The 13,098-nt window shown below is 40.4% G+C and carries 9 protein-coding genes; 7 read left to right on the forward strand and 2 right to left on the reverse strand.

From position 1 onward, the window contains the following. Window positions 1–9 precede the first annotated feature (9 nt). The 3 genes from H6A61_RS08785 (at window position 10) to H6A61_RS08795 (ending at window position 4,659) form a co-directional block, all read left to right on the forward strand. Entirely contained in the window at window positions 10–1,944 is a 1,935-nt protein-coding gene (locus H6A61_RS08785; protein WP_204392939.1) for a glycoside hydrolase family 97 protein, read from the forward strand. A 37-nt stretch (window positions 1,945–1,981) separates the two neighbouring features. Then, window positions 1,982–4,291: a GH92 family glycosyl hydrolase gene (locus H6A61_RS08790; protein ID WP_204392970.1), complete on the forward strand. Its 2,310-nt coding sequence runs from the start codon at window positions 1,982–1,984 to the stop codon at window positions 4,289–4,291. Window positions 4,292–4,470: 179 nt separating this feature from the next. After that, entirely contained in the window at window positions 4,471–4,659 is a 189-nt protein-coding gene (locus H6A61_RS08795; RefSeq protein ID WP_204392941.1) for a hypothetical protein, read from the forward strand. A gap of 373 nt (window positions 4,660–5,032) precedes the next feature. Here the strand turns inward: H6A61_RS08795 and H6A61_RS08800 are convergent, their stop codons facing one another. After that, a complete protein-coding gene (locus H6A61_RS08800) occupies window positions 5,033–6,391 on the reverse strand; it encodes an MATE family efflux transporter (protein WP_239469167.1) in 1,359 nt (452 codons plus the stop codon). A gap of 219 nt (window positions 6,392–6,610) precedes the next feature. Here H6A61_RS08800 and H6A61_RS08805 point away from each other — a divergent pair, with 219 nt between their 5' ends. The 4 genes from H6A61_RS08805 to H6A61_RS08820 all read left to right on the forward strand — a co-directional run bounded on the left by H6A61_RS08805 (window position 6,611) and on the right by H6A61_RS08820 (window position 11,660). Beyond that, window positions 6,611–8,152, forward strand: a complete 1,542-nt coding sequence (locus H6A61_RS08805) for a glycine--tRNA ligase (RefSeq protein ID WP_154044511.1) — start codon at window positions 6,611–6,613, stop codon at window positions 8,150–8,152. A 9-nt stretch (window positions 8,153–8,161) separates the two neighbouring features. Continuing rightward, window positions 8,162–8,797 carry an FKBP-type peptidyl-prolyl cis-trans isomerase gene (locus H6A61_RS08810; protein ID WP_204392943.1) on the forward strand — a complete coding sequence of 212 codons (636 nt, stop codon included), beginning with the start codon at window positions 8,162–8,164 and terminating at the stop codon, window positions 8,795–8,797. A 101-nt stretch (window positions 8,798–8,898) separates the two neighbouring features. Then, on the forward strand, window positions 8,899–9,822 hold the full coding sequence (gene metA, locus H6A61_RS08815) for a homoserine O-acetyltransferase MetA (RefSeq protein ID WP_204392945.1): 924 nt from the start codon (window positions 8,899–8,901) through the stop codon (window positions 9,820–9,822). Then, window positions 9,822–11,660, forward strand: a complete 1,839-nt coding sequence (locus H6A61_RS08820; RefSeq protein ID WP_204392947.1) for a peptidase U32 family protein — start codon at window positions 9,822–9,824, stop codon at window positions 11,658–11,660. Before metA ends, H6A61_RS08820 begins: the two co-directional genes overlap by 1 nt. Before the next feature lie 60 nt (window positions 11,661–11,720). Here H6A61_RS08820 and rmuC read toward each other — a convergent pair whose 3' ends face one another. Next, window positions 11,721–13,079, reverse strand: a complete 1,359-nt coding sequence (rmuC, locus tag H6A61_RS08825; RefSeq protein ID WP_204392949.1) for a DNA recombination protein RmuC — start codon at window positions 13,077–13,079, stop codon at window positions 11,721–11,723. Between the last annotated feature and the right edge of the window lie 19 nt (window positions 13,080–13,098).

Raw genomic sequence — 13,098 nt, forward strand, 5'->3', positions numbered from 1 at the left:
TATTAAATAATGAGATATTACTTATTACTACTATTTCAGATATATATCTGTATTTTAGCATTTGTTGTAACAGGATGTTCCTCTTCCCTTGTATCGAATACGGTCAAATCTCCGGATGGAAAGTTAGAGTTTACTATTTATAAAAGTGAAAAAGGTGAACCTGTTTATGCTTTTAAAGCTAATAATAAACAGTTGATTAACAATTCATCATTGGGTATTAAATTTAAGAATAACAATGTTTTAACAATTACTGAATGTAGTATTGAAGAGACTAATGAACGTCAAGTACGGGATATTTGGAAACCAGTATGGGGAAAGAGAGCTATAGTAAATGATCATTTTAATGAAAAGACTTTCACGATAAGTAGTACGGCCGTGGATGGCTTGGAGAAACTTCTTGTAGTAGTTCGTGTTTACAATGATGGAGTTGCTTTTCGTTATGAGATTCCTACCGGGAATAGTAAACTAGAAAGAGAGCCTATGGAATGTACTACATATAACTTTGCTGATGATTATACTGCATGGAGCTATAATGGCGAAGAACATAATATTGGTCCTGAAAAGCTTACAGATAGTAACGGTGAGAGACTTCCGGTTGTTACAATTAAAGCTGATGACCATAATTATATGGCTCTTCATGAGGCTTATTTGCAAGAAGGAGAACCGTTGCGTTTATTCTCGAAAAAGGGTGAGATAGCCTATTCTGTAATATCTACACCAGGAAAGTTACATCCAAATTATAGTTCAGCATGGCGTGTTATCATGTATGGCACCACTCCTGGTACATTGGTAGATTCTCATCTTGTAGAGTTACTTAATCCTGAACCAGATCCTAAATATGATTTTTCATGGGTAAAACCGGGTATTGCTTTATGGGATTGGCGTATGAATGGTGCAGAAATAGATGGGTTTAGATATGAGATGTCTTATCCTTCTTGGGTTCGTGCTGTGGACTTTGCGGCTGAACAAGGATTTGCCTATCTTGTATTGGATGCTAACTGGTATGGTCCTGAATTTGCCACAGATTCTGATCCTATTAATGGTGATAAGGCGAATGATGTACGTAGACTTATAGAATATGGTAAACAAAAGGGTGTAGGTATTTGGTTGTATTTAAATGATGTTGGAGGAAAACAATATCCCATTGAAGAAACTTTGAAACAATATAGAAAATGGGGAGCTGTCGGTGTAAAATATGGTTTTATGACCGGTACTCAAGAAGAAAAAAATAAATGGACACAAACTGTAACGCGTCTGTGTGCCGAGAATCATTTATTGGTAGACTACCACGATAATCCAGTTCACCCTTATGGACAAATGCGGACATGGCCTAATGCTGTTACCAGAGAATACTGTCATGCGCAATTGGACGGTTATCATGTGTTTGTTCCGGAAACTTTCTGTACTTCCGTATTTGTGAATATGCTAGCAGGTCCGCTGGATATGAACAACGGTATGTTTGATTTACGCCCGGGAAAAACGACTCGTGTAGATTGTAACTTGCCTGTTCCTTCAACTGTAACATCTGAGGCGGCTAGAACATTGATCACCTTCTCAGGTGTAACCATTCTTCCAGATATACCTGAATATTATAAGAAATATCCCGAGTTACTTCGCTTTATCAGTGCACAGAAGATGCCCTGGGTAGAAAGTAAGACTTTGGCTGGCGAAATTGGAGAATATATTGTTATGATGCGTCAAACCCAGGAATCTTGGCTAATAGGTGCAGTTACCAATGAATTGGCACGCACAGTAGAAATTCCTTTGTCTTTCTTACCTAAAGGAAAATTTATTGCACAGATAACCAAAGATGGTGAAGATGCACACTATTTCGTTAATCGTGAATCTTACCAATCCGTTGAAGAAAGTGTGGATTGTAACACTGTGCTAAAACTAGAGCTTGCAGCAGGAGGTGGAGCTTGTGTGCTGATTCAAGAAAAATGATAAAAGGTATCACAATTTGTCTTTGATTAGAATATTAATGAGGATATACAACAGAAAGTGGAAAGTAATCTTGTTCTGGACAGGAGTCTTGTGTTATGCTTGTTGCGGAACAGAAAGTGACAAGGAATTGGTCGGGTATGTAAATCCATTTATTGGGGCTAGTACGAATACCGAGGCTGCGGGAGCCTTTCATGGACTAGGGAAAACCTTTCCTGGGGCGACTTACCCGTTTGGTGCGGTACAAATAAGCCCCAATACAATTACGGGAGGAGACAATGGTTCAGGATATAGCTATGAACATCAAACTATTGAAGGATTTGCTTTTACCCAAATGAGTGGTGTGGGATGGTATGGAGACCTTGGTAATTTGTTAGTAATGCCAACGGTAGGTAAAATGTATACTAATTCTGGAAAAGAGAATGGAGTGAAGGGTTATCGCACTCGGTATGATAAGGCATCCGAGAAGGCTTCTGCTGGTTATTATAGTGTATATTTGCCCGATTATGGTGTACAAACAGAGGCTACGGTTATGGAGCATAGTGGTATGCTACGTTTTACTTATCCGAAGAGTAAGGAATCTCGAATACAGATAGACTTGGCTCGTCGTGTTGGTGGCACGTCTACCTTCCAATTTGTAAAGGTAATTGATGAGTACACAATCGAAGGCAGTATGGAATGTACACCAGAAGGTGGTGGTTGGGGAAACGGGGATGGTAATGCCAAATATACAGTCTATTTCCATGCTCAGTTTTCAAAGCCGTTGACGGATTATGGATTCTGGAATGTTGAAATTCCTGAAGGAATTTCGCGCAAACGTGAATTTGTAGAAAGCTCTCAATTTCAAAAACTTACATCACAAGCACAGATTATACAAGATAAAAAAGAATTCCAAGGAAAGCACATCGGATTCTTTGCTAACTTTGAGACAAAGGAAAATGAACAGATTTTGTTTAAATCCGGGATTTCTTTCGTCAGTATAGAAGGGGCACGTAAAAATCTAGAGCAAGAAATTGCGGACTGGAATTTTGATGTCGTAAAGGAGGCTACTAAAAAGCAATGGAATGATATGCTGGCAACTATCCGAGTAAAAGGTGGTACGGAAGAACAAAAGCGTATCTTTTATACAGCTCTATATCATACAATGATTGATCCTAGAAATTTTACAGATGTAGACGGACATTATATTGGAGGAGATGGAAAGATACATACATCGATTGGCTTTACTAAACGGACCGTGTTTAGCGGTTGGGATGTATTTCGCAGTCAAATGCCTTTACAAAGCATCATAAATCCCGAAGTGGTTAATGACCTGCTGATGTCTTTGACGACCTTAGCTGAAGAAAGTGGTAATCACTATTATGAGCGCTTTGAGCTCCTGAATGCATATAGTGGGTGTATGTTGGGTAATCCTGCGCTTTCAGTATTGGCCGATGCGTGGGTAAAGGGTATATTTAAAGGAGATAAGGAAAAGGCTTATACCTACGCTGACAATACAGCACGCCTTTTTGGCAATACTGAGCGAGGCTATACCCCTTATAGTATTTCAAAAACCTTAGAGTATGCTTATACGGAATGGTGTATGGCACGTATGGCCATAGATTTAGGCAAAACAGAGGATATGGTTAAGTATTTGAAACTTTCCCGTTCCTATAAGAATTTGTACGATAAGGAAAAACATGCCTTCCGTCCGAGAAAAGAAGACGGTTCGTTTATAAAATGGCCCCAAAGAGGAAAATTGCAGGAAGGGTATGGTTGTACTGAGTGCAATGAACTGCAACAAGGTTGGTTTGTACCGCACGACATAGAAGGTATGGTAGAGTTGATGGGAGGTATTCAGCAAACTGTAGCTGATCTGGATAGTATGTTTGCACATACACCTCACAATTTTTTGTGGAATGTATATTACAATCATGCCAACGAACCAGTTCATCATGTTCCCTTTTTATATAATAGATTGGGAGAACCTTGGAAAACACAATATTGGTCTAGGTTTATTTGCGAACACGCTTACCATGATAAAGTGGAGGGATTGGTAGGTAACGAAGATGCCGGACAAATGTCTGCATGGTATGTATTATCGGCATGTGGTTTGTATCCTATTTGTCCTGGAGATACTCGTTATGAGATAACTTCTCCGTTGTTTAACGAGATAACAATTAAGTTAGGAAATAACAAAACATTTGTCATCAAAGCACACAATAATTCAACCTCTAATATTTATATACAGTCTGCTTATTTGAATGGAAAGGAATACTCTCAATGTTACTTGGATTATCAAGATATTATGAATGGAGGAGTATTGGTATTGGAAATGGGAGATACTCCTAATATGCATTGGGGTGTCTAGAGTTGTATTTCTGATGTATGAGGGTGTAACGAAGGATCTCTTTTCTTGTATTTAGGAAACAGGTCCTTCGTTATTGTTTCTATTTCTATATTGAACTTATAATAACTATAATTGAAAGATTATATAGGGTTGTAAAATAGGAAAAATCATAGCATGAAAAAATAGCATTAAGAAGGATTATGGTTTTTCTTATGGGAAATGCGATGACACTAACATTGTTTGCAGGTCAAGATAATGTGGCTCCCTTGGCAAAAGTGTCTGTTTCAGATGTACTTGATATCGGATTTGATGTTTATAATTTGGTTGATGACAAGTTATGTATGATAATGAATGAGAATGGAAATGCGATATATTGTACCTTGGGGTGAATACATTTGCCATGGGCTATCAGGGAATTGGAAGATGAAATAGATGTTTTATCGTTGTTCTCTTCTGTAATTCATTTTTTTTAAGACATTTACCCAAAATGCTGTCAGTCAATAGCTTTGCAACATTTTTCAGTAATTTCATTTTTATTCGTGTTTTTTTGAGAATTATCTTTGCTATGTAATGATAGCTTAGACAAGCGAAAGTCGATATGTGACAAAAAGCCAGTTTTCAGTTACTAAATCGTTACACCTGAAAAATAGAACTGAATTAGAACGTTGATCCATAAGGATTTTTGGGGGAAAGGTTTATAATCTCTGTCTCTCCGCGATAAACATTGAAAATCAATAGTTTATAGCAGTTGCACCCAATTCTTTATCTTGTCAATACATTGTCTTGTCTCAGCTTCTTTAGTACTGGGACAGTAAGCGGGAATGCCAGTATGAAAGAACAGAAATCTGATACGGCCTGACACATTTCTACTCCTTGCAATCCTAAAAGTTTTGGAAGTATGATTATAAGTGGAATAAAGAATAGTCCCTGTCTTGCTGAAGACAGAATTAGTGCCCTTCCTGGTATTCTTATTGTTTGAAGCATCATATTACATAATATCACCCATGTGCCGATAGGAAGGGTTATGAGTTGCCAACGTAGTGCTCTTGCGCCTATTTCTATTACCAGCGGGTCGTCTTTGCGGAACCAGGACACTATTTCAGGTGCGAATATATATCCTATTATGGCACAGACTGTAAGAAAGATGACTCCTGTCTTTATGCAGAAGTAAAATCCATCACGCACGCGTCGGTATAATCCTGCACCGTAGTTAAATCCACATACAGGCTGGAAACCTTGACCAAAACCTATTACGAATGAGTTTATGAACATACATATACGTGTCACAATGGACATTCCTGCGATTGCAGCATCACCATAAGCTCCGGCAGCTACATTAAGCATAATAGTGGAAAGACTTACAAGCCCCTGACGGCTTAATGACGGTATGCCTCCGTATGTTATTTCTTTCAAATATGTAAAGGAAGGAGTGAAATTCTTGAACTTGATTTTTATGTTTGTTCCTTTGCTGTCCATGTAAATAAGCACCATAAAACTGCAGAACTGGCTTATTATTGTTGATAAGGCAGCACCAGACACTCCCATGTCTAGAACAAATATCAGAAGCGGGTCAAGCCCGATATTTATCACAGCTCCAATGATTATACCTATCATGGCATATACGGCATTACCCTGAAAGCGCATCTGATTGTTCAGTACAAGTGATGATGCCATAAAGGGCGCCCCTATGAGGATTATTCCTAAATAGTTTTCGGCGTATGGCAGTATGGTTTCGGTAGAACCTAACAGGATACATATTGGGGTGAGGAAAATGTTTCCAAGTACGGCTATTATTATTCCAAAAGTAAAAGCGTAGAAAAAACCGGTTGATGCCATCTTTTCTGCGCTGTCGTAATCTTTTGCTCCAAGCTTGCGTGAAATAAAATTGCCGGAACCGTGGCCGAAAAAGAATCCGAATGCCTGTATTATTGCCATTATTGAAAATGAAATGCCAACGGCAGCAGTGGATTGTGTATTGATTTGTCCCACGAAATAAGTATCAGCCATTACATAAAATGATGTTACAAGCATGCTTATTATAGTCGGTACTGCAAGCGATGTTATCAGTTTGGGGATAGGCGTCGTCGTCATCATCTTATGTTTGTCTTGTGCTGTTTTCATCGTGAATATTCTTTTCGTAGGGTGATATTTAATGTCTTATAAGGTGAAATTTCTTACAAAAATAGATGTTTTTTTTGTTTTTGTCCCTATTAATGAGCTATTTCGTCTATATTCATAAGATAAATTAATACACTATTCGTTCATTATTCTTCATATTTGCGTATCTTTGTGCCCAATAGTAAATAAAACAATTAGAAAAATATAAAATAAGTTAGAAAAATGGCACAGGAAGACGTTTTCAAGAAATTGGTTTCTCACTGTAAAGAGTATGGTTTTGTATTTCCTTCAAGTGAAATATATGATGGTCTTGGAGCTGTATATGATTACGGCCAGATGGGTGTGGAACTGAAAAATAATATAAAGCAGTATTGGTGGCAGAGTATGGTGCTTTTGCACGAAAACATTGTAGGTATAGATTCTGCAATCTTTATGCACCCTACAATATGGAAAGCTTCTGGACACGTTGACGCTTTCAATGACCCATTGATTGATAACCGTGATTCAAAGAAACGCTACCGTGCAGACGTTCTGATTGAAGAGCAGATTGCAAAATACGAAGATAAGATTAATAAAGAAGTAGCTAAGGCTGCAAAGAAATTCGGTGATGCTTTTGATGAAGCTCAGTTCCGCAGCACTAATGCACGCGTTCTTGAACATCAGGCTAAGCTTGACGCTTTGCATGACCGTTATGCAAAGGCTATGAATGCTAATGATTTGAATGAACTGCGCCAGATTATCCTTGATGAAGAAATAGTATGTCCTATCTCTGGTACAAAGAACTGGACTGAAGTTCGTCAGTTCAACCTTATGTTTACTACTGAAATGGGTTCTACTGCCGATGGAGCAATGAAGGTATATCTTCGTCCTGAAACAGCTCAGGGTATCTTCGTAAACTATCTGAATGTACAGAAGACAGGCCGTATGAAAATACCTTTCGGTATCGCACAGATAGGTAAGGCTTTCCGTAATGAAATCGTTGCACGTCAGTTCATCTTCCGTATGCGTGAGTTCGAACAGATGGAAATGCAGTTCTTCGTAAAACCGGGAACAGAACTTGAATGGTTCAAGAAATGGAAAGAAACTCGTCTGAAATGGCATAAGGCTCTTGGATTCGGTGATGATCACTATCGTTATCATGACCATGAAAAATTGGCTCACTATGCTAATGCCGCTACAGATATCGAATTCCTGATGCCTTTCGGTTTCAAGGAAGTTGAAGGTATCCACAGCCGTACTAACTTCGACTTGAGCCAGCACGAAAAATATTCAGGCAAGAGCATCAAATACTTCGATCCTGAAATCAACGAAAGTTACACTCCGTACGTTATCGAAACATCAATCGGTGTTGACCGTATGTTCCTTAGTATCATGAGTGCTTCATACTGCGAAGAAAAGCTTGAAAACGGCGAGACACGTGTAGTTCTTAAATTGCCTGCAGCTTTGGCTCCAGTGAAACTTGCCATCATGCCGTTGGTTAAGAAAGACGGTCTGCCTGAAAAAGCACGCGAAATCATGAACGACCTTAAGTTCCACTTCAACTGTCAGTATGATGAAAAAGACAGTATCGGAAAGCGTTACCGTCGTCAGGATGCAATCGGTACTCCATACTGTATTACAATCGACCACCAGACATTGGAGGATAACTGTGTGACATTGCGTAACCGTGATACAATGGAACAGGAACGTGTGGCTATTTCTGAACTTAACAATATCATCGCTGATAAGGTAAGTATCACAAGCTTATTGAAAACTCTACAATAATTTATGCTTATGAATAATAGAATATTTTGGCTCGTTATAATCCTTTCTGTATTGACTATAGGTTTCTCCTCTTGTGCTAAAGATACAGAGGTGGCTGATCCGTATGCCAACTGGAAGGAAAGAAATGAGCATTTTATTGATTCAATAGCAAAGGTAGCAAATGATAAGTCTTCTGGTGAGATATGGCGTAAGTATGAGAACTATAAGATAAAGTTTGATGGTATCAATAACTCTTACGATTATGAGGTATATGATTATGTATATGTAAAGTATGCCAAGAAAGAGGATATTTTTGATGGAAGCGAACCGTTGATAAACTTTGGTGATACTGTTTCAATGGCTTTTCAGGGATTTATAATAAACGGAACCCGTTTCGACGGTAACTATTACGGCACTTTCGATAAGGAGGTTACTGATAACTTTACCAAGTTTGATATCTCGAAGAATTTTGTTGTTGGTTGGACAACAGCTTTGATGCACATGAAGCCTGACATGTCTGACAAGGCTACTGTTTATATTCCATATCAGATGGGTTATGGGGAACAGAATAGGAGTGATGTCATTAGACCATATTCGACTTTAATATTCGAAATGTATATAGATGAGGTTATTCATCCTTATGATACCAGTAATTCAGATAACTGAAATTATTGACCAGTAAATACAAAAAGCATCCTTAATGGTTATTACTGTTCTGGATGCTTTTTTGTTATTATCTAATAACTAACAAATAACAACTATATAAAATGCCTTTAAATTTACCCGATAAACTTCCTGCCATTGATCTTCTGAAGGAAGAAAACATATTTGTCATTGACAGTTCAAGAGCTACATCGCAGGATATACGTCCGCTAAAGATTGTCATCCTCAATCTTATGCCATTGAAGATTACCACTGAAACAGACCTGATACGTCTTCTGTCAAACTCTCCTTTACAGATAGAGGTGAACTTCATGAAAATAAAGAGCCACACATCTAAGAACACTCCGATAGAACACATGAAAGCTTTCTACCGCGATTTCGACGATATGCGCGACGAGAAGTTCGACGGTATGATTATCACCGGAGCGCCAGTTGAGCATCTCGATTTCGAGGATGTCAACTATTGGGACGAGATTCAGGAGATATTCAACTGGACACGTACCCACGTAACCTCTACTTTCTATATCTGCTGGGCCGCTCAGGCCGGACTGTACCATCATTATGGAGTACCTAAATATGCGTTGGACAAGAAGATGTTCGGTATCTTCGAGCATCACATCTGCGACGGATTCAGCCAGCTGCCGATATTCCGCGGATTCGACGATGAATTCTTCGTACCTCACAGCCGTCATACAGAAGTGCGCCGTGAAGATATAGAGAAATGTCCGGAACTGTCAATCATTTCCGAATCCGAAGATTCGGGAGTACATATAGTGATGGCACGTGGCGGACGCGAATTCTACGTGACAGGCCATTCGGAATATTCACCTCTTACACTTGACGGAGAATACCGTCGCGACCTTGGAAAAGGTCTGCCTATCGACATGCCTAAGAACTATTATCGCGACAATGACCCAGACAAGGGACCGGTAGTGAGATGGCGCAGTACTGCAAATCTGCTTTTCTCCAACTGGCTCAATTACTATGTATATCAGGAAACTCCATACGATATTAATCAGATTAAATAATGATAAAACAACGTCCTATAGAACTTCTTGCTCCTGCAAAGAATCTTGAATGCGGAATCGAGGCCATCAATCATGGTGCCGATGCAGTTTATATCGGTGCACCACGTTTCGGTGCACGTGCCGCTGCTGGCAATTCCATAGAAGACATCAAGGCTTTGGTGGAGCATGCACATCTGTATAACGCACGTATATATGTCACAGTAAATACAATCCTGCATGACGAGGAACTTCCGGAAACGGAGAAAATGATATGGGAACTCTATCGTGCCGGTGTAGATGCCCTGATCATACAGGATATGGGTATCACGCGCCTTAATCTTCCGCCTATAGCACTGCATGCCAGTACGCAGATGGATAACCGTACACCGGAGAAAGTGAAGTTCCTTTCGGATATAGGTTTCCGTCAGGTGGTTCTGGCACGCGAACTTTCGCTTGATGAAATAAAGAAAATACACGATACATGTCCAGAAACACTTCTCGAAGTGTTCATTCACGGCGCCTTGTGCGTTAGCTACAGCGGGCAGTGTTATGTGAGCCAGGCTTGTTATGGCCGTAGTGCAAACCGTGGCGAGTGTGCACAGTTCTGCCGTCTGGCTTTCGATCTGGTGGATTCCAACGGAAAGACAATAGAACAGAACAAGCATCTCCTCTCTCTCAAAGATATGAACCAAAGCGATAATCTTGAGGCATTGCTTGATGCCGGAGCCACATCGCTGAAGATAGAAGGCCGCTTGAAGGATGTGTCGTATGTGAAGAATGTCACTGCTTACTACCGTCAGAAGCTGGATTCGATATTCAAATACCGTAAGGAGTATGTCAGGGCATCGTCAGGTACGGTGAAGACTACATTCACTCCGCAGCTTGACAAGAGTTTCAGCCGTGGCTTTACTGATTATTTTCTTCGTGGACGAAATCCTGGAATATTCTCGTTCAGTACTCCTAAGTCACTGGGTGAGGAGGTAGGCACTGTGAAGGAAATCAGAGGAAACTACTTTACTGTAGCAGGTGTGAAATCTTTCAACAATGGCGACGGACTTTGCTATATTGACGATAACGGTCGTCTTCAGGGATTCAGAGTGAACCGTGTGGAGAACAACAAGCTTTTCCCGCAGGATATGCCAAGACTGAAACACAATACACGTCTCTACCGTAACTTCGACCAGGAATTTGAGAAACTGATGCAGAAAAAATCGGCAGAAAGAAAGATTGCAGTCGATATATGTCTGGCTGAAAATAATTTTGGCTTTACACTGAGCTTTACTGACGAGGACGACAATAGCGTATCCCTTACACTGGAGCGTGCGAAAGAACCGGCACGTACACCACAGGCAGATAATCTGAGAAATCAGCTAAGTAAATTGGGAAACACCCCGTTTGAGGCTAAGGATATAAAGATAGATTTGTCTGATAACTGGTTTATTCCTTCATCCGAACTTTCAGAACTAAGACGTAATGCCGTAGAAAAACTGCTTGAAGCACGCAGGATAAACTATCGCAGGGAAGTGTTCCGCTTGAAGGAAAGCAAGACTAAGTTCCCTGTAAGCACGCTTACATATCTTGGAAATGTGATGAACAGCTCTGCAGCCGAATTTTATAAGAACCATGGAGTTCTGAAAGTAATGCCTGCATTAGAGAAGGAACAGCCTAAGGATGCCGTTCTGATGTTCTGCAAGCATTGCATCCGCTACAGCATGGGCTGGTGTCCGGTACATCACAAGGTGCGTTCTCCGTTCCGCGAACCGTATTATCTTGTAAGTTCAGATGGCAGACGCTTCCGCCTGGAGTTTGACTGCAAGCAATGTCAGATGAAAGTTCTGGCTGATAATTCTGAGCAATAATAAGTTTGTTGCGTTTGAAACACATCAGACGCAACAAACAATGAATTATAGATATTAATATTACTTTTCATCCAGCAGTCTGGCAGGAATGTTCTTCTTCGGAGTGATTCCCAGCTCCTTGAGCATTTCTGCCTGACGGATGAGATTTCCTTTTCCTTCCGAAAGCTGTGAACGTGCATTTCCGTATGCCGTATTTGCAGTGTTTATCGCGTCCCCTATCTTTTCGAATGTTTCAGCAAAACCGGCAAGTTTCTCATAAAGTGCAGTTCCACGCTTCACTATCTCCTGTATGTTCTTTTCCTGATACTCTCGCTTCCACAAGTCAAGAGCCAGTCTTAATGCGGCAATAAGGTTTGTAGGACTCATCAGTACCACCTTTTTCTGATAGGCATAATTCCACAGATTGTTGTCTGCCTGGAGTGCCAGTACGTAAGCCGGTTCGTTAGGGATGAACATCATTACAAAGTCCAGTGCCGATACGTTGTATTTGGAATAGTCTTTCTTGCTCAGTTCGTCGATATGAGCCTTTACTGAGCGCAGATGTTCTTTCAGATATTGCTCTTTCTCTGTCTTGTCGTCTGTCCCGATATATGCGGCATATGCCGTGAGCGATACTTTGGAGTCGATTATTACATGACGGTTGTCGGGATATACCACTATTACGTCCGGTTGCAGCCTCTGTCCCTGTTCGTTTTTCAGATACTCGCCATTCTCATCTTTCAGAAATTCCTGACGGAAATACTCCTCGCCTTCGTGCAGACCGGAGTTTTCAAGTATCGTTTCCAGTATCATCTCACCCCAGTTACCCTGCATCTTAGAGTCACCTTTCAGAGCTTTTGTCAGATTGTTGGCGTCATCGCTTATCTGTTTGTTCAGCAGAACAAGCTCCTTTATCCTGTCTTCGAGAGAGAAACGCTGTTTCGATTCCTTCTCATATACCTCTGCCACCTGATGCTTGAACTCGTTCAGATTGTCCCCGAAAGGCTTTAGCAGACTGCTGAGGCTTTCGGTACTCAGCTTGTTGAAAGTCTCTGTCTTCTGCTGGAAAATCTTGTTGGCTATGTTCTCAAACTCCAGATTGAACTGCTTGTGCATCGCTGCAATCTCTTCTTTCTGATTTTCAAGTTTTTCGGCCATATTGCGGTTCTCTGTCTTCAGTGATGCCGAAACAGTGTAAGCCTCGTTCAGCAGACGTGCATTCTCGTCCAGCTTGTCCTGTAGTTTTTGTATGTTTTGTCTCATGTTTTCAGCCTGCTGTGCTGCCTTAATCTGTTCGTTTTTTAACAGCTCGGCTGAGTGTTCCTGTTGCATTTTCAGTTGCGATTGCAATATACCAGATTTCTTTGCAGAAACCAGGTGTCCTATAATGATTCCCAATACGCATCCTACTATTGTTCCTATTATTATGTATATTGTCATCTTTAGAAATTATAGATTA

It is taken from the genome of Bacteroides caecigallinarum (genome assembly GCF_016901995.1).
GTDB lineage: Bacteria > Bacteroidota > Bacteroidia > Bacteroidales > Bacteroidaceae > Phocaeicola > Phocaeicola cellulolyticus.

Excerpts from the sequence above, each read along its gene's own strand:
- H6A61_RS08785 (WP_204392939.1), top strand. The coding sequence starts at position 10 with ATGAGATATTACTTATTACTACTATTTCAGATATATATCTGTATTTTA.
- H6A61_RS08790 (WP_204392970.1), top strand. The coding sequence starts at position 1,982 with ATGAGGATATACAACAGAAAGTGGAAAGTAATCTTGTTCTGGACAGGA.
- H6A61_RS08795 (WP_204392941.1), top strand. The coding sequence starts at position 4,471 with ATGGTTTTTCTTATGGGAAATGCGATGACACTAACATTGTTTGCAGGT.
- H6A61_RS08800 (WP_239469167.1), bottom strand. The coding sequence starts at position 6,391 with ATGAAAACAGCACAAGACAAACATAAGATGATGACGACGACGCCTATC.
- H6A61_RS08805 (WP_154044511.1), top strand. The coding sequence starts at position 6,611 with ATGGCACAGGAAGACGTTTTCAAGAAATTGGTTTCTCACTGTAAAGAG.
- H6A61_RS08810 (WP_204392943.1), top strand. The coding sequence starts at position 8,162 with ATGAATAATAGAATATTTTGGCTCGTTATAATCCTTTCTGTATTGACT.
- metA (WP_204392945.1), top strand. The coding sequence starts at position 8,899 with ATGCCTTTAAATTTACCCGATAAACTTCCTGCCATTGATCTTCTGAAG.
- H6A61_RS08820 (WP_204392947.1), top strand. The coding sequence starts at position 9,822 with ATGATAAAACAACGTCCTATAGAACTTCTTGCTCCTGCAAAGAATCTT.
- rmuC (WP_204392949.1), bottom strand. The coding sequence starts at position 13,079 with ATGACAATATACATAATAATAGGAACAATAGTAGGATGCGTATTGGGA.